18 protein-coding genes are annotated in these 22,793 nt (G+C 35.6%); 11 read left to right on the top strand and 7 right to left on the bottom strand.

All coding sequences use genetic code 11. The annotated features are described in order from the left end of the window. Positions 1 to 67: 67 nt before the first annotated feature. The gene (locus JOE44_RS08725; protein WP_209785245.1) at positions 68 to 709 is read right to left on the bottom strand and encodes a hypothetical protein; all 642 of its coding nucleotides are present in this window, start codon (positions 707 to 709) and stop codon (positions 68 to 70) included. 473 nt (positions 710 to 1,182) lie between these two features. Next, a complete protein-coding gene (locus tag JOE44_RS08720; protein WP_209785244.1) occupies positions 1,183 to 1,635 on the bottom strand; it encodes a cupin domain-containing protein in 453 nt (150 codons plus the stop codon). A 194-nt stretch (positions 1,636 to 1,829) separates the two neighbouring features. Between JOE44_RS08720 and JOE44_RS08715 the strand changes: the two genes are divergently transcribed. The 4 genes from JOE44_RS08715 (at position 1,830) to lysS (ending at position 5,343) form a co-directional block, all read left to right on the top strand. Next, positions 1,830 to 2,048, top strand: coding sequence for a hypothetical protein (locus tag JOE44_RS08715; protein WP_209785243.1), 219 nt, complete (start codon positions 1,830 to 1,832; stop codon positions 2,046 to 2,048). Continuing rightward, positions 2,048 to 2,422, top strand: coding sequence for a c-type cytochrome (locus JOE44_RS08710; RefSeq protein ID WP_209785242.1), 375 nt, complete (start codon positions 2,048 to 2,050; stop codon positions 2,420 to 2,422). The genes JOE44_RS08715 and JOE44_RS08710 overlap by 1 nt, the downstream gene beginning before the upstream one ends. 3 nt (positions 2,423 to 2,425) lie before the next feature. Next, positions 2,426 to 3,355 (top strand): 23S rRNA (adenine(1618)-N(6))-methyltransferase RlmF, encoded by a 930-nt coding sequence (gene rlmF, locus JOE44_RS08705; RefSeq protein WP_209785241.1) that lies wholly within the window; start codon positions 2,426 to 2,428, stop codon positions 3,353 to 3,355. A gap of 290 nt (positions 3,356 to 3,645) precedes the next feature. Then, the gene (gene lysS, locus JOE44_RS08700; protein WP_209785240.1) at positions 3,646 to 5,343 is read left to right on the top strand and encodes a lysine--tRNA ligase; all 1,698 of its coding nucleotides are present in this window, start codon (positions 3,646 to 3,648) and stop codon (positions 5,341 to 5,343) included. Positions 5,344 to 5,379: 36 nt separating this feature from the next. Here lysS and JOE44_RS08695 read toward each other — a convergent pair whose 3' ends face one another. The 3 genes from JOE44_RS08695 to JOE44_RS08685 are packed head-to-tail and all read right to left on the bottom strand — an operon-like array spanning position 5,380 to position 8,247. Further along, positions 5,380 to 5,895, bottom strand: coding sequence for a ClbS/DfsB family four-helix bundle protein (locus tag JOE44_RS08695; RefSeq protein ID WP_209785239.1), 516 nt, complete (start codon positions 5,893 to 5,895; stop codon positions 5,380 to 5,382). A gap of 7 nt (positions 5,896 to 5,902) precedes the next feature. Then, positions 5,903 to 6,907: a cytochrome d ubiquinol oxidase subunit II gene (locus JOE44_RS08690; protein ID WP_034695999.1), complete on the bottom strand. Its 1,005-nt coding sequence runs from the start codon at positions 6,905 to 6,907 to the stop codon at positions 5,903 to 5,905. Then, positions 6,904 to 8,247: a cytochrome ubiquinol oxidase subunit I gene (locus tag JOE44_RS08685; RefSeq protein WP_209785238.1), complete on the bottom strand. Its 1,344-nt coding sequence runs from the start codon at positions 8,245 to 8,247 to the stop codon at positions 6,904 to 6,906. The genes JOE44_RS08690 and JOE44_RS08685 overlap by 4 nt, the downstream gene beginning before the upstream one ends. A 234-nt stretch (positions 8,248 to 8,481) precedes the next feature. Between JOE44_RS08685 and gyrB the strand changes: the two genes are divergently transcribed. The 7 genes from gyrB (at position 8,482) to JOE44_RS08650 (ending at position 19,036) form a co-directional block, all read left to right on the top strand. Continuing rightward, positions 8,482 to 10,416, top strand: a complete 1,935-nt coding sequence (gyrB, locus tag JOE44_RS08680) for a DNA topoisomerase (ATP-hydrolyzing) subunit B (protein ID WP_209785237.1) — start codon at positions 8,482 to 8,484, stop codon at positions 10,414 to 10,416. 82 nt (positions 10,417 to 10,498) lie between these two features. Continuing rightward, entirely contained in the window at positions 10,499 to 10,921 is a 423-nt protein-coding gene (locus JOE44_RS08675; protein ID WP_209785236.1) for a DUF5684 domain-containing protein, read from the top strand. A 510-nt stretch (positions 10,922 to 11,431) separates the two neighbouring features. After that, positions 11,432 to 13,354 carry a DUF3857 domain-containing protein gene (locus JOE44_RS08670; RefSeq protein WP_209785235.1) on the top strand — a complete coding sequence of 641 codons (1,923 nt, stop codon included), beginning with the start codon at positions 11,432 to 11,434 and terminating at the stop codon, positions 13,352 to 13,354. Positions 13,355 to 13,390: 36 nt separating this feature from the next. Further along, positions 13,391 to 15,283, top strand: a complete 1,893-nt coding sequence (locus tag JOE44_RS08665) for a DUF3857 domain-containing protein (RefSeq protein ID WP_209785234.1) — start codon at positions 13,391 to 13,393, stop codon at positions 15,281 to 15,283. Next, entirely contained in the window at positions 15,283 to 17,223 is a 1,941-nt protein-coding gene (locus tag JOE44_RS08660; protein ID WP_245169741.1) for a DUF3857 domain-containing protein, read from the top strand. Before JOE44_RS08665 ends, JOE44_RS08660 begins: the two co-directional genes overlap by 1 nt. Before the next feature lie 93 nt (positions 17,224 to 17,316). Beyond that, positions 17,317 to 18,141: an RsiV family protein gene (locus JOE44_RS08655; RefSeq protein ID WP_209785233.1), complete on the top strand. Its 825-nt coding sequence runs from the start codon at positions 17,317 to 17,319 to the stop codon at positions 18,139 to 18,141. A 43-nt stretch (positions 18,142 to 18,184) separates the two neighbouring features. Beyond that, positions 18,185 to 19,036 (top strand): YegS/Rv2252/BmrU family lipid kinase, encoded by an 852-nt coding sequence (locus JOE44_RS08650; RefSeq protein ID WP_209789140.1) that lies wholly within the window; start codon positions 18,185 to 18,187, stop codon positions 19,034 to 19,036. 398 nt (positions 19,037 to 19,434) lie between these two features. Here JOE44_RS08650 and JOE44_RS08645 read toward each other — a convergent pair whose 3' ends face one another. Together JOE44_RS08645 and ggt are read right to left on the bottom strand one after the other, a co-directional pair. Beyond that, positions 19,435 to 20,715 (bottom strand): dicarboxylate/amino acid:cation symporter, encoded by a 1,281-nt coding sequence (locus JOE44_RS08645; RefSeq protein ID WP_209785232.1) that lies wholly within the window; start codon positions 20,713 to 20,715, stop codon positions 19,435 to 19,437. Between the two features lie 192 nt (positions 20,716 to 20,907). Beyond that, on the bottom strand, positions 20,908 to 22,596 hold the full coding sequence (gene ggt, locus JOE44_RS08640; protein ID WP_209785231.1) for a gamma-glutamyltransferase: 1,689 nt from the start codon (positions 22,594 to 22,596) through the stop codon (positions 20,908 to 20,910). Positions 22,597 to 22,793: the final 197 nt, after the last annotated feature.

The following is a 22,793-nucleotide window of genomic DNA, read 5'->3' as shown; positions in this document are numbered from 1 at the left end:
GTAGAAATTTTTTTAATACAAAGACTAAAAAAACTAAAGAAATACAAAAACTTAATATAAAAATCCTTTATTTAAGCTGTTTGAGCTCTTGTTTCAATTCCTTGATTTTTTCTTTATAAGTTTCATCATTATAATATTCTAAATAATTTTCCATGGCAGAAATGTATTCTTCAATGAATTCCTTATTCGTTTTGTCTGCCTCATATTTGGTTTTTGCAGAGTTGACAGGAGCTTGCTTTTCATATTGCAATAAAATTTGTCCTTCCCTGGACTGATCATACAGGATAACTATGTTTTTTTCGTATCCGGGAATGTATTTTACCGGAATATCCTTGTCATCAGGTATTCTGATTGAATTGCTGATAGGATAGATGGCTGCACTGGTAGTGGAGAAGAAAGTAGTGGTGTATTTTCCATCCTGCTTTTTTACAATGGCTTCGTAATCATGGATATACATATCATTCAGTGTAGAATTGGTTTCTACATCTGAAGTAATGATAGCGGTACTTTCAACTCCGTATTTGTTTAAGAACCAGGCGTTCAAAAATTGTCCTCCAAATCCGTTTAAGATAGCCAATGGAATGATCGGAATCAAAAACAATGCTTTTTTAGTCAGATAGGAGAGAAGTCCAAAGAACACAAATAACAGCACCACAGTATAAAAACCATGATGGCTGGTAAAAAACAGAATTTTTGAAATTAAAACCATACGTTAAATATACTATTATAATCTTTTATGTAAACGCTATGTTCGCAAAGATGTTATTAATATGAATGTAAAAAGGTCGCAAAGGTGTTTCACTCAGCAAGGTACATTATGATTAAGGAGTATTGATTCGCAGGTATTAATGCGACTGGGAAAAATAATCATAAAGTCATTAGCTAAACGAAGTTCCCTTGCGAACAAAAAAATAGAGTTTTATCATAATTGCTTTACAAACATAGCGTTTAAAACAACTATTATTTAAACGCTATGTTCGCAAAGATGTTATTAATATGAATGTAAAAAGGTCGCAAAGGTGTTTCACTCAGTAAGGTACATTATGATTAAGGAGTATTGATTCGCAGGTATTAATGCGACTGGGAAAAATAATCATAAAGTCATTAGCTAAACGAAGTGCCCTTGCGAACAAAAGATAGAGTTTTATCATTATTGCTTTGCAAACATAGCGTTTAAAACAACTATTTTACTGGTTCAGACAAAGGAATATCAGGAGTTCCGCTATAGAAAACAATTAAGGTGGCTCCCTGATCTCCGGTTTTGCCTCTGTGGCCAACATTAACCATTTCAGGAAGTACCTGACCTTTTCTCACCCATTGTGTTTTGCCATCTTCTTTTCTTTCTATCTGGATTTCTCCTTTTTCTACATAAGCTGCATTGATGACTGAGTGTTTATGCCAGTTCAGAGCCGAATTGGGAGGGACAGCAATTTTAAGAACCGAAATTTCCGGCTGCGTTGTAGGGTAGGCTGGATACACTGTTCCGTCCCATGACTTTGTTGTTTTTAAAAGCGTTACTGATTCAATTTTATCAGAATATTCTGAATGAGGATCGTTTGATGAGTTATCACAGGAAAGAAGGAGGGAAGAAAGTAGAGCAACAAACGCTGTACTTAATACATTTTTTTTGGTCATAAGTTTCATATTTTTAGATTGATTTTGGTAATTTGTTATACAAAAATAGCAACCTAATTTAAATTTCCCTACTGTTTGAATTATTTTTTAATCATCAGATTAAAATCCAGTCCGTAAAAATATTTCTTAAAGAAAACATTTGTCATAAGTTTAAAAGTTTATTTTTTATACTTTTGCTTCCAAATTAGAATAAAATGAAAAAAGTATTAGCAATCGCATTTATCGGAGGTTTATTATTAGCAAGCTGCAAGAAAAAGCCAGATCATTCTTTACAGGATAGCAACACGATGCTTGAAGAGCCAGAAGTAACTACTGTTGTAGATTCTACGGCTAAAACTGCTGCTCCAGCTGCTGCAACTCCGGCTGCTCCTGCACCAGAAGCTGCTAAAACAGATTCTACAGCTAAGAAATAATGAAAAAAATACTTTTAGCAGGAGCTCTTGGTCTTATGATCATTTCCTGTTCTAAAAAAGAAAATACAGCAGAAGTGGCGGCTTCTTCTGAGACAGCTGCTGTTTCAGAGCCGGCAAAAACCAATCTTTCAGGTGATCAGATCATGGAAACATTGGATTGCTCGGGATGCCACTCTGTGAATGAGAGAATGATAGGACCTTCTTATAAGGAAATTGCAGGAAAGTATTCTGAAAAGGATACTGAATTGCTGGCTTCCAAAATTATTGAAGGCGGAAGTGGAGTTTGGGGAAGTGTGCCTATGGCTGCCCATCCACAGGTATCTAAGGAAGATGCCAAAAAAATGGTGGAATATATTTTAAGTCAGAAGAAGTAAAATATGTCCGCTGAAAAATCCAGTCTGCACACAAGAAATCTGCATCGTAATCCCTATGATTTTGATCAGCTTATTTCTTGTGTGCCGGAACTGAAACACTATGTTTTCGAAAATGCTTATCAGACGGTAACCATTAATTTCAGCATTCCAAAAGCTGTAAAACTGCTCAATAAAGCGTTACTCTTACATTTCTATAACATCAAAGGCTGGGATATTCCCGATACCAATCTTTGTCCTCCCATTCCCGGACGTGCAGATTATGTACATTATGTTGCTGATCTTCTTGCGGAACAATCAGATAAAATTCCTGCAGGAAACTCTGTAAAAGGGTTGGATATAGGAACCGGAGCCAATCTTGTGTATCCTTTAATCAGTTGCAGGTCTTATGGCTGGACGATGCTGGGAACAGATATTAATCAGGATTCTTTGAAAAATGCTCAGGATATTTTGGATCAAAATCCGGATCTTTCCTCTGTTATTCAATTAAAACGTCAGCCAAATGCTAATCATATCTTTAAAAATATCATTGGTTCTGAAGATAGGTTTACCTTTACGATGTGCAATCCTCCTTTTCATGATTCTGAAGAGTCAGCAATGAAAGGGAACATCAGGAAAACAAAAAATCTTAATAAATCAAAGAAAGTAAAGCCTTTGCTAAACTTTGGCGGTCAGCAATCTGAGCTATGGTGTGAAGGAGGTGAATTGGCTTTTATCACGAAGATGATTAATGAAAGTACATTGTTTTCATCTCAGGTTCTTTGGTTCACGTGCCTGGTGTCTAAAAAGGACAATCTCGATAAACTGACTCGTCTTTTAAAGAAAGTAAAAGCCGTAGAAGTGAAAACGATTGATATGGCTCAGGGACAAAAGATAAGCAGAATGCTGGCCTGGACATTTATTCCTCAGAAGGATAGAAGAGGGTGGCTTGTGTAAAGTTTAAAGTTCAAAGTTTTTAGTTAAGTTACTGGTTGCTGGTTTTTTTTTGTTGCAAGTTTATTTCGTTGATGCTTAAAATTAAGGATAGACGTTCTAGCTCTATTAAAAAATTCACCATTCACTTGCGAAGCAAAATTCACTATTGACAGCATCCCGAATCTTATATCCCAATATCCCGAATCTCGTATCTCAGCACCATTCCTCTTCACATTTTAAAATTTCTGAAAAAAGGCATTGATGGTCAGGTCAAAAATGCCTAAATTTGTACGCTTTTAGAAAAATAAGAAATGCAATTATCAGAACAAGAAATCATTAGAAGAGAAAAGCTGAATAAGCTTACTGAAATGGGGATTAATGCGTTCCCTGCGGATGAGTATACCATTACAGATACTACAGAATCTATAAAACAGGAATTTTCTGAAAGTAAACAGGTGAAGATCGCTGGTAGATTGATGTCCCGCAGAATTCAAGGTAAGGCTTCTTTTGCTGAATTGCAGGATTCTAAAGGAAAAATCCAAGTTTACTTCAACAGAGACGAAATCTGTCCGGGTGAAGATAAGGAACTATATAATGAAGTATACAAACACCTTTTGGATATCGGAGATATTATCGGTATTGAAGGAGAATTGTTTACGACTCAGGTAGGAGAGAAGACGGTTTTAGTGAAAAATTTCGTTCTTCTTACGAAGGCATTACGTCCTCTGCCTCAGGCTAAAACTGATGAAAATGGTGTTGTACACGACGGATTTACAGATCCTGAATTAAGATACAGACAGCGTTATGTAGATTTGACGGTAAATCCGCAGGTTAAAGAAATTTTCGTGAAGAGAACAAAAATGTTCAATGCCATGAGAACCTTCTTTAATGATGCAGGATATTTTGAGGTGGAAACGCCTATTCTACAGTCGATCCCTGGTGGAGCTGCAGCAAAACCGTTTATCACGCACCACAATGCATTGGATATTCCATTATATTTAAGAATTGCCAACGAATTATATCTTAAAAGATTGATCGTAGGTGGTTTTGACGGAGTATATGAGTTCTCTAAAAACTTCAGAAATGAAGGAATGGACAGAACTCACAATCCAGAGTTTACGGCTATGGAAATCTATGTAGCTTACAAAGATTACAACTGGATGATGGATTTTACTGAGAAATTATTGGAATTCTGTGCCACTCAGGTGAACGGAAATTCAGAATCTACTTTTGGTGAACATACCATCAATTGGAAAGCTCCTTATCCAAGAGTTTCCATGACAGAAGCGATCCTGAAATATACAGGATTTGATATTACAGGAAAAACTGAGAAGGAACTATACGATTTTGCCAAGTCTATCGGTATTGAAGTAAACGAGACAATGGGGAAAGGAAAATTAATTGATGAGATTTTCGGTGAGAAATGTGAAGGAAACTTCATTCAGCCGACTTTCATTACAGATTATCCCATCGAAATGTCTCCACTGACAAAGAAACACAGAAGCAAAGAAGGCTTAACAGAACGTTTTGAATTAATGGTATGCGGTAAAGAAATCGCAAACGCCTATTCAGAGCTTAATGATCCTATTGATCAGAGAGAGCGTTTTGAAGCACAGATGGCTTTATCTGAAAGAGGAGATGATGAAGCAATGTTCATCGATCAGGACTTCTTAAGAGCATTGGAATACGGTATGCCGCCAACTTCAGGATTAGGAATCGGTATGGACAGATTAATCATGTTCTTAACGAACAATGCCTCCATCCAGGAAGTATTATTCTTCCCGCAGATGAGACCTGAAAAAGCAGTTCCGCAGATTGAATTAGGTGAAGATGAAAAAGTAATCCTTGAAATCCTTAATTCTCAGGAAGAAGCAATGTCTTTAGCTGAAGTAAAGGAAAGAAGCCAGTTATCCGGTAAAAAATGGGATAAAGCTTCCAAAACTCTGACAAAGAATAATATTGTGAAAGTAGAGAAGATTGACGAAAATCTTTTGATGAAATTAGCTTAAGATTCCTCAGAAAATACAAATATAAAAGGTACAGAACTATTCTGTACCTTTTTCTTTTTTCCATTTCCGAAGCTGTGTCCTGAAATTTTTAAAAGGAGCTACGGTATTGATATGAATCCATTTCCAGGCCGGCCACTGAGCGGGTGTTGTTGCCCATTTTCTCTGTCCGGGAGTGAATAAAGTGTCGTGATCAAGGCTTTCTATCCAGATGATAATTTCATTAACCTGAGTTCGCAGCAGTTCTCTTTGCTGTTGTAAGCTATGAGAGCCATATTGATCATAAAAAGATTGATATAATCCTTTCAGGTTATTCCATTTGTATTCAGGTGTAGGAGTTTTTACTTCCAGGCCTTTTCTTTCATCATTTTCCCATTGTAAAAGCAGATGGGTCCATCCTAGCTGATAGGAAATATTTTGTGATGGAGTTTTGTCAACTCCCTGCTGAAGAAGATCTTTTTCATCTTCCTTGATGGTATTAAATTCCTGATCGTAAAGATCATATCTTTTCTTGATTTCCTCAATAAGCTCTGTTCTATCCTGATAGCTCTGCATCGTAAATCTATTTTCTCAACTTACTGAAAGAAGCCATCAGATAAAATAAAAACGGCAGGATAAATAATGAACCTAGCATCAAAGCCCATCCCAATGCTGCAATAGTTTTTGGCGGAGCCATATGCTCCAATAATGAAAGATGCTGTCCGTTTCCTAATAAAATAATATCCGGATTGTGCTGATAAGTAGCAGCTACTAAAATCATCACCATTTGAAATCCTGCCAAAGCACGTACAGGAAGTAATTTCTGACGGTTCATGGCTCTTAAAATAAGCAATAATGCAATCGTTGCAAAGGCAATTGCCATAATCCCCAAAGGTTTGGAAAATACCCACATCAAAAGAGGAATATCTGAAATATAAGCAGTTACAAATACCAGAATTCCTGTAATCACAACGAAGATCATCGTCTGTTTGGATTTTCTGATCATTAATAAAAGATCAGCTTTATCACGGGTTTCTCTTAATGAAAAGATGGAAGCAAGATAGGCACAAAGCGCTACAGTAAACAAACCTACAGAAACTCCAAACCAGTTCAGCCAGCTGAAAACATACAAATCCAGAAAGCCTACAGCGTCAGGATTGATAGAATGTGAAACAGTTGCTGCAGCAATTAATCCCAAAAAGAAAGGCGTTAAAAGACTTGCATAGTAGAAGATCTGGGTGTACAGAACCTGCCAGTTATCCTTTACTGCATCATAATGTCTGAACGTAAATGCTGTTCCTCTCGCGATAATCCCCAGGAGCATCAAAACCAAAGGAATGTGAAGATAGGTAGACATCGTCGTATAGATTTCGGGAAACCCTACAAAGAGAATTACAATGGCGATGATCAGCCACATATGATTGGCTTCCCATACAGGTGCAATAGACTCATACATGATTTCCTGAGTCTTATTTCTGGCTTTTTTATGAGTGAAAAGCTCTACAATTCCCGCTCCGAAATCAGCACCTCCCAGAATAATATAAAGACAGATAGATAGCCAGAGAAAACCTATTACAATGTAGATCATGATTTGTTGTTTTTATCGTTAAACTGAGAGTCGGTAGGGTCGTAAAGCTTCGGTACCATTTGGATCTGTCTTTTTAAAAGGAAGATAAGAATCAATGATAATGAGACGAAAATAGCAGTAAAGAAGTAGAATGAATACTGTATTCCAGGCATTGGTGTTACCGCATCTACCGTTCTCATAATTCCGTAAATAATCCAGGGCTGTCTTCCGACTTCCGTCACTGTCCATCCTGCTTCCAGAGCAATATATCCGAAAGGGGTGGCTATTAAAAAGGTCTTTAATAACCAATTTTTACTCAGCCATTCTTTTTTGAAGAAGAAAGCATATAAATAAATAGCTCCAATACCAATCATCACCATTCCGAAGAAAATCATAATCTGAAAAGCGTAATGAACAACCGCAATCGGAGGCCATTCATCTCTCGGGAAATCTTTAAGACCTTTTACTTCAGAATTGAAATCATTGCTTACCAGAAAACTTAAAACTTTTGGGATTTTTATAGCATATTTTATTTCTTCCTTTTCCTCATCAGGAATTCCCCCAATCACAAAAGAAGCGCCTTTCTCAGTTTCAAAATGAGCTTCCATTGCAGCCAGTTTAATAGGTTGTCTTTCTGCTACTGATTTTGCTGCAATATCACCACTTAAAGGGGCACCAAATGCTCCAATCAAAGCAAATCCTACAGCAATTCTAAAAGCTTTGGTATGAAATTCAATGTTTCTTTTGCGCATAATCATAAAGGCATGCACTCCGGCTACAGCAAATCCTGTGGCACAAAATGCAGCAACCGTCATATGAAGAGCCTGTGGAAACCATGCGTCATTAAACATCGCTTTAATAGGATCTATATTAAGATACTGACCATTAATATAATCAAAACCGGTAGGAGAATTCATCCATGAGTTGGCCGCAACCACCAAAATACCGGAAGCCAGGCCGCTTACTCCTACAAGAAATCCGCAGAACCAATGAAACCATTTATTGAATCTTTCCCAGCCATATAAGAAGAATCCGATGGCAATAGCCTCGATGAAAAAGGCTGTTCCTTCCAATGAAAAAGGCATTCCGAAAATAGGGCCTGCATGTTTCATAAAACCGGGCCACAAAAGCCCAAGTTCAAAGGATAGCATTGTTCCGGAAACAGCTCCGGTAGCAAAAAGAATAGCGACTCCTTTGCTCCATGCTTTTGTCAGTCCTTTATATACTTCATTATTTGTTTTTAAGTATTTCCAATGGGCAAAAGCCATGAGAAAAGGCATCACCATACCCACACAGGAGAATATAATGTGAAAACCCAGAGATAGTGCCATCTGGGCGCGTGCTGCTATAAAATCATCCATAATATCAACTTTTCAGTAAATAAATTTACGCATAAATTATTGATGTTGAATATGATTTACAACAGTTGATATTTCACCCATACATTTTAATTTTGAATCTTTTATTGGAATACTTTTCCTTATGTTTTCACTAAGAAAACTCTACATTTTTTTGACACTTTTTAACTTTCATACCTCGAAAAAAATCACGATATTTGTAAGTCTTTGCATAGAGCAAGATTTTTAATATTTAATATGAGTCAAAAACAATATACAGCTAGTAGTATTCAGGCATTGGAAGGAATGGAGCACGTTCGTATGCGTCCTTCAATGTACATTGGTGATGTAGGAACAAGAGGTCTTCACCATTTGGTTTATGAAGTAGTAGATAACTCTATTGACGAGGCATTGGCAGGGTACTGTGACACGATCTTCGTTAGCATCAAGGAAGGAAACGGAATTGAAGTAAGTGATAACGGTAGAGGTATCCCGGTTGATTTCCACGAAAAAGAGCAGAAATCTGCCCTTGAAGTGGTAATGACAAAAATTGGAGCCGGAGGTAAGTTTGATAAAGACTCTTATAAGGTTTCAGGAGGTCTTCACGGGGTAGGGGTTTCGTGTGTGAATGCACTTTCTAACGAAATGGTAACTACCGTTTACAGAGATGGGAATATTTATCAACAGATATATTCTAAAGGAAAAGCACAGACTCAGGTTGAAGAAATCGGTCACAGTGATACAAGAGGAACTAAACAGTTTTTCCAGCCGGATGATACTATATTTACAGAATTAATCTATAATTACGATACATTAGCAAGCCGTTTAAGAGAGCTTTCTTACCTAAATAAGGGAATTACGATTACGCTTACCGATGAAAGAGAAAAATTGGAAGACGGTTCTTTCCGTTCAGAAGTTTTTCATTCTGAAGGTGGTTTGAAAGAATTTGTTGCCTACATCGATGGTAGCCGTGAATCTATTATGGAGCATGTGATCTTCATGGAAGGCGAAAGAGATGATATTCCTGTTGAGGTGGCAATGCGTTATAATACATCATTTAACGAAAATCTTCACTCTTACGTTAATAATATCAATACGCACGAAGGAGGTACTCACCTTGCAGGTTTCAGAAGAGCTTTAACAAGAACTTTAAAGAAATATGCTGATGAATTAGGACTTCCGGCAAAAGAAAAAGTAGAAATTACCGGTGATGACTTCCGTGAAGGACTTACAGCTGTAGTTTCTGTAAAAGTAATGGAACCTCAGTTTGAAGGACAAACCAAAACAAAATTAGGAAACTCTGAAGTTTCCGGTGCTGTTGATAAGATTGTAGGAGAAATGCTTACCAACTTCTTGGAAGAAAACCCTAACGAAGCTAAAATCATTGTTCAGAAAGTTGTTTTAGCAGCTAAAGCAAGACAAGCAGCTAAAAAGGCTAGAGAAATGGTTCAGAGAAAATCTCCAATGGGAGGTTCAGGTCTTCCAGGAAAACTATCTGACTGTTCATCCAAAGACCCAGCTGAATCTGAACTTTTCCTTGTAGAGGGAGATTCCGCAGGTGGAACAGCGAAGCAGGGTAGAGACAGACACTTCCAGGCTATTCTACCATTAAGAGGTAAGATTTTGAACGTAGAGAAGTCTATGCTTCATAAAGTGTATGATAACGAGGAAATCAGAAATATTTATACTGCACTTGGAGTTTCTGTAGGAACAGAAGAAGATAGCAAAGCTTTAAATATGGCAAAATTAAGATACCATAAAATTGTTATCATGACCGATGCCGATATTGATGGATCTCACATTTCTACATTGATCCTTACTTTCTTCTTCAGATATATGAAGGAACTTATTGAGAATGGATATATCTATATTGCTCAACCTCCTTTATACTTATTAAAGAAAGGGAACAAAAAAGTGTATGCTTATAACGAAAAAGAACGTGAAGAGTTTACTTTAGAAATGGCTCCGGATGGTAAAGGTGTAGAAGTACAGCGTTACAAAGGTCTTGGAGAAATGAATCCTGAACAGCTTTGGGAAACAACACTGAACCCTGAACACAGAATTCTGAAGCAGGTAACTATTGATAACGCAGTAGAAGCAGACAGTGTATTCTCTATGTTGATGGGGGATGAGGTACCTCCAAGAAGAGAGTTTATCGAGAAAAATGCGAAATATGCAAAAATTGATGCATAAACGTTTTTAAAAATATAATAAAAAAAGCTTCTAATTATTTAGAAGCTTTTTTTATATTTGGATAAACCAAAAAAACAATAATATGTTAACTCTTTTACAGACAGACCCTTATAATGGGACAGATGCAGTGTCTGGTGCAGCCGCTGCAGGATTAGGACTCGGAACAATGTTCTTCGGCCTGTTATGCTATATATTCTATGGATATTGCATGTACAAAATCTTCCAGAAAGCAGGAAGACAAGATGCCTGGGCAGCCTTTATTCCTATTTATAATACAATTGTACTATTAGAAATCGTGAAAAAACCCATTTGGTGGATCATTCTTTTCTTTATTCCACTGGTAAACATTTTTGCATGCTGGGTAGTGTATGACAGACTTGCTAAAGGGTTTTCCAAGGAAACGCCTCTGTACACAATTTTGATTCTTCTTTTTGGATTTATCTTTATTCCTGTACTGGGGCTTGGAAGCGATCAATTTGATAGTAAACTGGTTCCGAATGATTAAAAAGAAAGAAAAAAAACTAAAAGACTTCAGTATTGGAGTCTTTTTTTTATGAGCAAATTTCAGGATTGTAGAATTAATTGTACTTCTTCTTGTTATTAATTCTACAATATTTGAAATACATGAATCATATTTTATTCTATTTTTGAAATGCAGACAATATGAAGTTTTACCCTTCATAAAAACAGAATAAATATTCCTTCTCCAAAATAGAATGATTATAAATATTCTGTTCTAACTTTTCAGAAATAGAAAATGAAAAGTTGATAATGTGTTCATATCCTTATAAGTACATATGAAATTGTACTTTTTAAGTATTAGGTTGAAGGCTTCATATGTTGAAGCCTTTTATATTTTTTTTAACAGTTATTAAGATTTTATTATTTTTGTATAACTTTAATAACTATGATGAAAATATTAGTCTTGGAGGCTTTATCTACCGCCTCATTCTATTTCGGGCAGAGCGACCCTGCTTCTGCAATTTCTACGAATTCTCAAAATCAATAAAAACCGATGAAAATTAATGCTAAACTTACAGTAGCGGTGAGCTGCCTTGTATTTAATACATTTTTTGCACAGCATAAATTCCTCTCTCCACCTTTATTTGATGAAGCTGATCTAAAAAAAACGAATTCACTTATAGAAAAGGACGCCCCTGCTGAGATTCTCTACAATAGTGTTCGATATAATATCATGAATGATAATTCTTTGGAAAAAGAGTGGTATTCAAAAATTAAAATCTACGACAAAAAGCGCTCAGAAGATTGGCTTAATATAAACATCCCTCTTCTTACCGATGAATCGTTGAGTAAGTTTGAAGTGAGAATATATAACCTCTCCAATAATAAAGTCGAAAAAATAATAATTGATAAAAAAGAACAGTTAAAAGAGAATTTTACTGAAGGGGTAAATATTTATAAACTTGCTTTACCTAATATTTCAGACGGATCTGTAATAGAATACAGTTATAAAGTGACGAGTAATAATATCTCCAATCCGGTATATTTTCTGGAATACAATATTCCGGTTGTTTATCAGGAGTATAATTTGGAATATCCTGATGAGCCTATTACGTATTCTTTTAACAGCACAGGAAGTATTTTTAAACCAAAATACCATATTTCCACTACTGAGGATCGTTTAGGAGCTTTATATAATGTTTTCAGATTTGGATATGAGGATATGAAATCTATTCAGAAGGAAAAATATGTAAAAGACCTGAATAGATTCAGAGGGAAAATTAAACCTGAACTTAAAAGATTTTCAACCAAATATTTTACGTATAGTGAGTTCAAAGACTGGAACAACCTTGCAGACAAGCTTTATAGCTTTGATGACTTTGGAAGTTTTTTAAAAGGTAATGTGAAAGATATTCTTCCTGAGAATATTAAAACCTATTATGACCCTTTAGGAAGAGCAGATAAAATTTTCAATTTTGTCAAGGAAAATTATAGATGGAACGAGAAGACAGGAATAATGGCTTCCCAGAATTTAAGACAGCTTATCAAAACAAAATCTGGAAATAGTGCAGATATAAATCTTCTTTTGACTATGCTTTTGAGAGATGCCGGAATTGAAGCTAATCCTCTTCTGATTTCTACTGTTGATAATGGTATTCTGAATGTTATTTCACCTAATATCAATAATTTAAATTTTGTTTTGACATCCGTTAAAATTAATAATCAAATTTATTTTTATGATGCAACTTCATTTAATTCTAAGGTAAATATGCTACCAGAGAGGGATTGGAATGATTTCGGAATTTTATTGGAAGGAAAAAAAGGAACATCTCTGTCATTCTCTAATACCAATATCAGTAAAAAAGAGATGAATATCAAAGCCAGCTTAGACCTGGGAAATTCTTTAGTAAAAGGAATTTTCACACAAAAGGATAGCGGCATGTATGCAATTAACTCTTATGATGAATTTGATAGAAACAAAGATAAATATAAACAGGTGTTTCCGTCGCGATATAATATAGATGGGAAAAATGTGGAACCAAAACTCCTGGACAATGGTGATTTTGAAACTCAGATGGCATTTTCCGATTCTAACCTGATGGATGTAATAGGAGACAAAATCGTTATCAATCCAATCATGTTTTTAAATGCTGAAAAAGAATTGTTTGATCAGTCCCATGAAAGGAAATATCAGATTGATTTTATTTCGGCTTTTAATAAAGAAAAAAGAATAGAACTTGAAATTCCTGAAAATTATAAAGTGTTAAGCCTTCCGAAAGATAAAAAGATGGCTACGGATGATCAGGAAATATCTTTTTTATACAAGGTTGAAACACTTGGTAATAAAATAATAATTACCTCAAAAATAGGTATTGCCAGTCAAAATTACCCTAAAGAATACTATCCGTTTTTTAAACAAATCTGGAAAACGATTTCTGAAACGGAAAATCAGGTCATTAGTTTGGTAAAAAAATAATACAAAATTTTAATAATTTATTTAAAATTAGCAGTAATGATGAAAATACTAGTCTTGGGGGCTTTATCTGCCGCCTCATTCTATTTTGCACAGAGCTATCCTGCCTCTGCAATTCCTGAAAATTTAAAGAAAAATGCTAATCTGGTAGTCAGAAAAGATCTGACCACTGTGAACATTCATAAGATTGATGATATAAAATATCAGATTAATACGGTAAAAACTGTTTTAAATAAAGATGGTGATGATAAAGCAGTTGCCTATATCCCCTATGATAAAGGAAACAGTATCTCTGATGTGAAAGTTACCATCTATAATGAAGCAGGAAAGAAAATAAAAAGTTTTTCAAAATCAGATTTTGGTGATTTTGCCAATAACCGTCACGGAATTTTTTATTCTGACAGCAGAATTATGGTTTTTAACTATACTCCAACGGAATATCCTTATACAGTAGATTTCTCTTATCAGATATCAGATAAAAATACGGTTTTTATTCCTGATTTTGTACCTTTCTTTTCTACCAATACCTCTTTGGAAGAAGCGGAATTTAAAATTATCAACACCTCCGGGATAGAGCTTAGAACGAAAACGTATCCGTCAAAGTTCAATTATGCATCAGTTGCAGAAAGTGGGAGTGCCAATGAAAAAGTATTTACCTACAAAAACGTTCCCGCCATTGATGATATTTCTTTAATTCCACAACCTGCCAAAATTTTACCGAAAGTAAGTTTCTCTCTGGCGAAATTTAATCTTGCAGGAAAACAGGGTACTTTGACGAACTGGACAGATTTTGGAACATGGTACTACAATAACCTTATAGAACCTGTTGCCGTTTCTACTCCGGCTATCAAATCTGAGATAGCATCGCTGAACTTACAAGGATCTGTAGAAGATAAAGTAAAGACGATTTATCAGTATATGCAGAATAAGACCAGATACATCTACGTAGGGTTGGGAATTGGCGGATGGCTTCCAATGCTTCCTGATGAAGTGGACAAAAAAGGCTACGGAGACTGTAAAGGACTTACCAATTATATGAAAACTCTTCTTGATGAAGCAGGAGTGCCTTCTTATTATTGTGTTATTAATTCCGGAGCTTCCCAGATATCTTTTGATCCGGATTTCCCAAGAATGGGAGGGAACCATGCTATTTTAATGGTACCTACAGAAAAAGGGAATATCTGGCTTGAGAATACATCCCAACAAATTGCATTCAACCACCTGGGGTACAGCACAACAGACCGAAATGTACTTTCAGTAAAGAAAACGGGGATAGAACTCATCAATACTCCTGTATATTCTGCCGAACAGAATAAAGAAAAACAGACCCTGAAAATCAAAGTAGGAGAGGATAACAGTATTCAGGGTGAAGGAAGTTTTCATTACACAGGATACCAGTATGATTATAATTTAGCATTTACCGGTTTAAGTCCCAAAGAAAGAAATGATGCTTTAAAAAGATCTTTGGATATTTTGAACTTTGAAAAAGTAGAAATGAAAAATTTTGTCAATAATAGAGACAATGCTTTCATAACCTATGATATTGATTTTAAAGCCAGCCATTATGCTAAAAAAGTAGGAAACAGTTTACTATTCAGAGCGGTTCCTATATACAATGATGCCATCCATAAAACGGACGAAAGCCGTGAACTTCCTTTTGAAATCGGACAATCTTATGAGGATGAATATGAAATCAGTTTCAGCCTTCCCAATGGATATAAAGTAGAAGAGACTCCTGAAAATATCAACCTTAAATCTGAATATGGTTTCTATACCTTAAATTTTGTAAAGAATGGAGAGGGAATCATCGTGAAAAGAAAAATACAAATCAATAAAGGAGCTTATCCCAAAGAAAAATATAACGAATATGTAAACTTCATAAAGAAAACAATAAACATGGACAATTCAAAAATTTTAATTACAAAGGCATAATGATGAAAAAAATAGTATTGTTATTGGTTTGTTCTACAAACCTTATATGTATTAAAGCACAAAAGCATGAATTTTTAGAGGCTCCAAAATTTTCAGAAGCAGATTTATCCAAAGTTAAATCTTTACTGGATGAAAATGCACCCGCTGAAGTTTTGTACAGATCTATACATTTCAGAGTAGATGCCTCTACAGGCGATCTACACAGAGAATATATTTACAGAGTAAAAATTTACAAAAAAGATAATGCAGAAGACTTATTAAATGTAGAAGTTCCTCTTTATACAGGAGTTAATGAACATGAATCATTAACTAAATTCAAGGCATTTACCTATAATCTGGAAGGTGGAAAGGCTGTACCGGTAAAGGTTGAAAAAAGCTCTAAATATAAAAGCAAGGAAAATAAAAATACTACGGTTAACAAATTTGCTTTTCCTAATGTGAAAGACGGATCGGTATTAGAATATCAGTATGAAGTGATCACACCGTTTGCGTTTCTTTATACGATTCCTGAAATCGTTATTGAGCTGGATACTCCCTCACTTTACACAGAATATGTTATGGATACTCCCGTGAGTATTTCTTATAATATTAACTATACCGGAAGTCTTACTCCTAAATATAATGAAGTTTCTGACAGAACATTATATGGTGCCCAATATAGAACATACAGATTTGGTTTTGAAAATTTGAAAGGTTTTAAAGCGGAGAAGTTCGTGAGAAATAGCAGAAACTTTCGTACAAAAATCAGTGCTGAGCTTAATTCCACCAATTTTGGGGAACTTAAATTATACTCATCTTCCTGGGAACAGATTAAGAAAAGACTCTATGATAATAATGATTTCGGAGGTGAGCTTAAAAAAACAAAACTGGCGAAAGAAAATATGCCGGCGGGAATAGCTGATATGAAAACTGACCTTGAAAAAGCAAATGCCATATTCAGATATGTTCAGAAAACATTTACATGGAATAAAGATAAAGGAATCTATACGGAAGACGGTATCAAAAAACTGATTGAAAGCAAAACAGGTAATGCTGCAGAAATTAACCTGTTCTTAATAATGCTTCTTCGTGAAGCAAATATTAAAGCAGATCCATTACTTATTTCAACCGTAGAGAACGGTCTGATTAATATTGTATCTCCCAACGTTACCAACACAAATTTTGTTTTAGCAGCTGTAGAAACTGCAGGAGGTATTCAAATCTTTGATGCTACTTCAAAACAATCTTCCATGAATGAACTTCCTCTGAGAGACTGGAACCAATTTGGTATTTTGCTGGGTAAGGAGAAAGCTGTTCAACTTCAGATGGTAAATACTAAACCTGGAAATACTTACCTTACCGTAAATGCGAAAATTAATGAAGATGGCAGCGTTTCCGGTGCTTATTCTGACAGAGATACCGGTGTGTTTGCAATGTATGTGAAGGATGATTATGATGAAAACCCTGAAAAATATAAAAAACAGTATAAAGAGAATTTCTCAATGGATTTCACGGATATCGATTCAAAAGTATTGGAGAACGGCGAGTTTGAAAGCAGCATGAAGTTTTCTTCAACGAATCTTATTGACAAGGTAGGAAAGAAAATGATCATTAATCCAATGTTGTTTTTAAATAAGAATTCCAATGAATTTGATCAGACAGAAGCCAGACAATTTCCTATCGATTTTGGGGCACCTAGTACCAAAATAAAAAAGGTGATTCTTGAAATCCCTGAAGGATATGTGATTGAGGAAATGCCTAAAGAGAAAAAAATTGTTACAGAAGATAAAGAAATAGAATACAACTATTCTGTAAAACAAATAGGAAATAAACTGGAGGTTACCACTACCTCAAAAATTAGCAGTTCAGATTATCCGAAAGAATATTATCCTGCATTTAAACAAATCTGGGGAGTCGCTTCAAAATTTGAAAATCAGGTGATCAGCCTTGTTAAAAAGTAATGTTTGGCAGGAGTTAAACAAAAAAATAAAATTTTTTCAAAAACCATTCATCTTTTGAATGGTTTTTGTATTTGATACCCCAAAAATAAAATTATGAAAAATACGATTGCTGTTATAGCATTATCTTCTTTCTTAGCAGTTGCCGCCTGTAAAAAAAATGAAACGGCGGCAAAAGCAGAGAATATAGAAAACAAAAAAAGTGAAGAATTTGTAGTAGACTCTGTAAAAGTAAGTGACTCTACAAAAATTACAGACTCTTTAAAAGTGAGCTACACTTCAAAGCTGTTGGTTTTTCCTACTTTAAAAGATAAAAAGCTACTGGACAGCATCTATTTCCAGAATGAAAAAATTAAAGATTTCTCCAAAACCGGTCTTCAGGCTTATCTGGATAGTGAAAAGAATAGTTATTTCAACTCTGTCAAAAAAGATAATAAAGACTGGGCTTCAGACGTTACTTATGCTCAAAACTGGTATTCAAGCTCCCATATGAATCTTATTTCTAATATAAACGGCTATATGCATATCCAATATGTAGGAAGCGGATATGAAGGAGGAGCGCATGATAACTACGGATTTTCCGAAAGGGTTTTTGATCTTAAAAACAGCAAAAAATTAGAATTAAAAGATATTACTTCATTGCCTAAAAATAAGATTGAAACCATTCTGATGAAAAATATTGATAAAATTAACAGCGGAACAATGGATGGAGATGGAGAAGTGAAAAACTCAGAAATGCTTTTAGTGGATAAAATTCCGGCCTCTGATAATTTTTATTTTGATGATAAAAACCTGTATTTTCACTATAGTCCCTATGAAATTGCCGCTTTTGCCGCCGGAGACATTACAATTCCTGTTTCATGGGAAGACCTGAAAGGCACTTTAAATGCAGAATTTAAAGAAAGAATGAAAATTAAGTAAATTAATGCTTCCAGTTCTGGAAGCATTTTTTAATTTTGTGGCAATGGACAAAGTAGCTTTTATTATCAATCCTTTTTCGGCCAAAAAAAATTATCAGCCGTTTTTGAACGAACTTAAAGCAAAGGTTAATGATCCTTTGTATTATGTTTCAGAATCTATTGTCGGAACCGATGAATTTATTCAGGCTCATTTCGAACAGGTAGATATTTTTGTGGCGATAGGAGGAGATGGTACCATTTCTACAGTAGCCAAAAACCTTATTAATACAAACAAAATTCTGGCTATTTTTCCGGCAGGTTCTGGAAACGGATTTTCCAATGAAACACGATTCAGTAAAAATCTTGATGAACTGTTAGAGAAAATAAAAGTTAAAAACTCCAGAAAGATTGATACTTTTACTGTAAACGACAGGCTTTCCATCAATGTTTCAGGAACTGGATTTGACGGTAAAGTGGTGAAAGAGTTTGAAAAAACAAGCCGTGGATTCAAAAACTATATTAAGGTTTCCCTGAAAACATTCTTCAATTATAAGCCCATCAAAGTAAAGTTTGATGATGAAAAATATCAACAGTACAACGGCCGTTATCTGATGATGAACATTGCCAATACGCGTCAGTTTGGGAACAATGCTTACATTGCACCAAAAGCCAGTAAAAGTGACGGTTTGGTGGATATGGTTTTGGTGAAAAAATTTCCACTGACCTATTCTGCACTGTTTGCTTTCAGAATGTTTACCAAAAGACTGAAAGATGATGAATATGTGACCTACCTTCCAGTCTCTGAAATAACATTTAAAGTGAATACCAAGAACTGGCATCTGGATGGTGAATTTAATAAAATCAAATCACCGGTTCATGTTAAAGTACAGCCAGCGAGTTTGAATATTTTGGTGTAAGGTACAGGTGCTGGTTATTTTTGTTGCTAGTTATTTTTGTTGCTGGTTCTATTAGGTTGTCATTATCTTGGCTCTTGAATCTTGGTTCTGTATCAAAATTCACCATTCACTTGCGAAGCAAAATTCACTATTGACATCATTTCTAATCCTTACCACCTAATCCCTATTACCTAACATCTGCCTAATTACAGCCTGCGAGTTTGAATATTTTGTTGTAGGGTACAGGTTGCTGGTTATTTTTGTTGCTGGTTCTATTAGGTTGTCATTATCTTGGCTCTTGGCTCTTGAATCTTGGTTCTGTATCAAAATTCACCATTCACTTGCAAAGCAAAATTCACTATTGACATCATTTCTAATCCCTGCCACCTAATCCCTATTACCTAACATCTGCTACCTTCTTACATCTCCAGTTTTTTCTCAACTTCAGCCGGATGATCCAGGCAGTACTGAAGCTGTTCTTTGTCGAGCTGTTTTTCCCAGTTGGCAACCACTACGGTGGCTACAGAATTTCCGATAACATTTGTTAAAGCCCTGCATTCACTCATGAATTTGTCGATTCCAAGAATTAAAGTCATTCCTGCAATCGGAATTTCAGGAACAACTGCCAGAGTTGCTGCCAGAGTAACAAATCCTGCACCTGTAACTCCTGCTGCACCTTTTGAACTTAACATAGCGACCAAAAGAAGCATCAGCTGTTTTTCAATAGGAAGATGAATATTTAATGCCTGGGCAATAAAGAGAGAGGCAAGCGTCATGTAGATATTGGTTCCATCAAGATTGAAAGAATAACCGGTAGGAACCACAAGACCTACAATTGCCCGCGAGCAGCCTGCTTTTTCAAGTTTTTCCATAATACCCGGCAAGGCAGATTCTGATGAACTTGTCCCTAAAACGAGAAGAAGTTCCTCTTTAAGGTAGAAAAGGAGTTTGAAAATATTAAATCCGTTATACCATGCTACTGCTCCTAATACCAGAACAACAAAAAGAATAGACGTGATATAGAATGTACCCACCAGAAATATAAGGTTGAGTACAGAATGAAGTCCGTATTTTCCAATCGTGAAAGCCATTGCTCCGAAAGCGCCTATTGGGGCAAGTTTCATAAGCATGTGGACAATTTTAAATACTGGAGTCGATAAATCTTGTAGAAAATCGGTTACTTTCTGGCTTTTTTCTTTTGTCAGAACCAAAGCGACCCCCATTAAAATAGCAACCAAAAGAACCTGGAGAATATTTTCACCTACCAATGGACTGAATAAAGTCTCCGGAATAATATTCATAATAAACCCTGTGAGCGTTGACTCATGAGCTTGTGTTTGGTATTGCGAAACATCACCTGAGAGTGTAGATGGATCAATATTCAAACCATGACCAGGTTGTAAAATATTTCCTACCAATAATCCGATGATAAGAGCAAGGGTTGAAAATGTGAAAAAATAAATCATTGCTTTGATAGCAATTCTTCCCACTTTTTTCAAATCGGTCATGTGGGCAATTCCCAAAGTAAGGGTAATGAAAATTACCGGAGCGATAATCATTTTTACCAATTTGATGAATCCGTCTCCTAAAGGTTTCATCTTTTCTCCCAATTCAGGATAAAATTTTCCCAGAAGAATACCCGCAACAATGGCTATAATTACTTGGAAATAAAGCTGATTGTGTATTTTTTTTGCTTTCAAAGAACAGTCGTTTTGTTTTTTTAAGGGCGAAAATTAAGAAAATTTATCTGAAAACATGACAAAAGTCATTGAAAAGAATCTTCTGAGCAGGCTTTATAGGCAAAAAACTCCGGCTTCATTTCTAAAAGACAATTATCCCTTTAGAAATGAAGCCGGAGCCCTATTTAGTTTTAACGGATTGTAAAATGATAATTATTCTATTGCTACAGAATCATCGCCACGACCGTCTGCCACTGCGTGAATATTTCCGTTGTCATCAAGAACAATCATTTCTGTTTTACCAATGTATTTTGTCTTTTCAATGATGTAATTCTTACTTTTCAGCTCAGAAATGGTACTTTCGGGGAAATTATTTTCCACAGTGATGGTTTCCGGCAGCCACTGATGGTGAAACTTTGGAGCATTCACTGAAATATTGGCATTCAGTTTAAAATCCACCACATTCACAATAGATTGATACACTGAAGTTGGGATTGTAGTTCCTCCTGGTGTTCCCACAACCATATAAGGTTTTCCGTTTTTAAGAATAATCGTTGGGGTCATAGAAGAAAGCATTCTCTTGTTGGGCTGTATTGAATTGGCTTCACCCCCTACAGCTCCGAACATATTCGGTACACCCGGTTTGATGGAGAAATCATCCATTTCGTTATTTAAAAAGAATCCTGCCCCTGAAACAAGTACTTTACTTCCATAATAACCGTTAAGAGTTGTGGTTACAGAAGCAGCATTTCCATCCTTGTCCAATACGGAAATATGAGTAGTCTGCATAGATTCTTTAGGTTGTTCTATGATTTTACCCACTTCTGCACTTGGAGTTGCTTTATCAAAACTAAAGCTTTTCCATCTGCCTTTCAGGTATTCGTCAGAGATCAGATAAGACGTTTTATCCTGAATAAAATCAGGGTCTCCCATATATTCTGCTCTGTCTGCATAAGCCCGGCGTTCTGCTTCAGTCATAATCTGGACCGCTTTTGTAGAGTTTTGCTGGTATTTTTCAAGATTTTCAAAACTTGCCATTCTTAGCATCTGGGCAAGAAGAACCCCACCACTCGAAGGTAAAGGCATCGTAACGACATTGTTTCCTTTATAATCAAATTCCAGGGCTTTTCTTTCAGCAACCTTGTAATTTTTAAGATCTTCCAGTGTGATAATTCCATTTCCTCTTTTCATTTCGGCAATCAAAAGATCAGCAGTTTTTCCTTCATAAAAGCCTTTAGCTCCCAATTTCTGGATCAGTTTCAATGTTTCAGCTAAGTCTTTTTGAACCAAAAGATCTCCAGCTTTCCATGGAGCATCCTTTACAAAAATGATGGAAGATTTATTGTGTTTCTGGAATTTTTCTCTTTGGTTATTCAGCATTTCTGCTTCCTTATCCGTAATGGCAAATCCTTTTTCCGCCAGATCAATTGCGGGTTGGATAATTTTTTCCATAGGAAGCTTACAGTATTTCAGGGTAGCAAAGAATCCTGCCACACTTCCGGGAATACCTACCGCCAGTCTTCCGTTTTGGGAGAGGTCAGTATCTGCTTTTCCTTTTTTGTCGATGTACATGTCTCTGGAAGCCTTTTTCGGAGCTGTTTCTCTGTAATCCAATGTGAATTTTTCCCCATTACTTTTTACACCCACCAGGAAACCACCACCACCAATGTTTCCTGCCTGAGGATACACAACAGCAAGAGCGTATTGTGTAGCTGTTACAGCATCGTAGGCATTTCCGCCCATCTTTAAGATTTTAGCTCCCGCTTCACTGGCTAATGGGTGTGCAGACACTACAACACCTTTATTTTTTACCTGTACTTCTTTAATAATATTGATATCTGTAAATTGAGCCCAGCTAAGCTGTGCCGCCAAAAGCATCGAAGCAATTAAAATCTTCTTCATATGATTGTTTTTTCTTACAACAAAATTATTGAATTTTAAGTTAATGTCAGCTTTTGATGATTGTATTTGATTATTTCTATTGTTGAGGAGAATTTTGACTGGCTATCAGTACCTTCTCCCTGAGAAATGTTTTTAAATCCACCTTTTTTATTATGGTTGGCATGTTTTTTTTACTTTTGTACAATTCTAAAAAAATC

It is taken from the genome of Chryseobacterium sp. PvR013 (assembly GCF_017833095.1).
In the GTDB taxonomy this organism is placed as follows: Bacteria; Bacteroidota; Bacteroidia; order Flavobacteriales; family Weeksellaceae; genus Chryseobacterium; species Chryseobacterium culicis_A.
This window is presented reverse-complemented; position numbering and strand designations above follow the sequence as displayed.

Bases quoted from the DNA above. Each gene is read 5' to 3' on its own strand.
- JOE44_RS08725 (WP_209785245.1), bottom strand. From the start codon at position 709: ATGGTTTTAATTTCAAAAATTCTGTTTTTTACCAGCCATCATGGTTTT.
- JOE44_RS08720 (WP_209785244.1), bottom strand. From the start codon at position 1,635: ATGACCAAAAAAAATGTATTAAGTACAGCGTTTGTTGCTCTACTTTCT.
- JOE44_RS08715 (WP_209785243.1), top strand. From the start codon at position 1,830: ATGAAAAAAGTATTAGCAATCGCATTTATCGGAGGTTTATTATTAGCA.
- JOE44_RS08710 (WP_209785242.1), top strand. From the start codon at position 2,048: ATGAAAAAAATACTTTTAGCAGGAGCTCTTGGTCTTATGATCATTTCC.
- rlmF (WP_209785241.1), top strand. From the start codon at position 2,426: ATGTCCGCTGAAAAATCCAGTCTGCACACAAGAAATCTGCATCGTAAT.
- lysS (WP_209785240.1), top strand. From the start codon at position 3,646: ATGCAATTATCAGAACAAGAAATCATTAGAAGAGAAAAGCTGAATAAG.
- JOE44_RS08695 (WP_209785239.1), bottom strand. From the start codon at position 5,895: ATGCAGAGCTATCAGGATAGAACAGAGCTTATTGAGGAAATCAAGAAA.
- JOE44_RS08690 (WP_034695999.1), bottom strand. From the start codon at position 6,907: ATGATCTACATTGTAATAGGTTTTCTCTGGCTATCTATCTGTCTTTAT.
- JOE44_RS08685 (WP_209785238.1), bottom strand. From the start codon at position 8,247: ATGGATGATTTTATAGCAGCACGCGCCCAGATGGCACTATCTCTGGGT.
- gyrB (WP_209785237.1), top strand. From the start codon at position 8,482: ATGAGTCAAAAACAATATACAGCTAGTAGTATTCAGGCATTGGAAGGA.
- JOE44_RS08675 (WP_209785236.1), top strand. From the start codon at position 10,499: ATGTTAACTCTTTTACAGACAGACCCTTATAATGGGACAGATGCAGTG.
- JOE44_RS08670 (WP_209785235.1), top strand. From the start codon at position 11,432: ATGAAAATTAATGCTAAACTTACAGTAGCGGTGAGCTGCCTTGTATTT.
- JOE44_RS08665 (WP_209785234.1), top strand. From the start codon at position 13,391: ATGATGAAAATACTAGTCTTGGGGGCTTTATCTGCCGCCTCATTCTAT.
- JOE44_RS08660 (WP_245169741.1), top strand. From the start codon at position 15,283: ATGATGAAAAAAATAGTATTGTTATTGGTTTGTTCTACAAACCTTATA.
- JOE44_RS08655 (WP_209785233.1), top strand. From the start codon at position 17,317: ATGAAAAATACGATTGCTGTTATAGCATTATCTTCTTTCTTAGCAGTT.
- JOE44_RS08650 (WP_209789140.1), top strand. From the start codon at position 18,185: ATGGACAAAGTAGCTTTTATTATCAATCCTTTTTCGGCCAAAAAAAAT.
- ggt (WP_209785231.1), bottom strand. From the start codon at position 22,596: ATGAAGAAGATTTTAATTGCTTCGATGCTTTTGGCGGCACAGCTTAGC.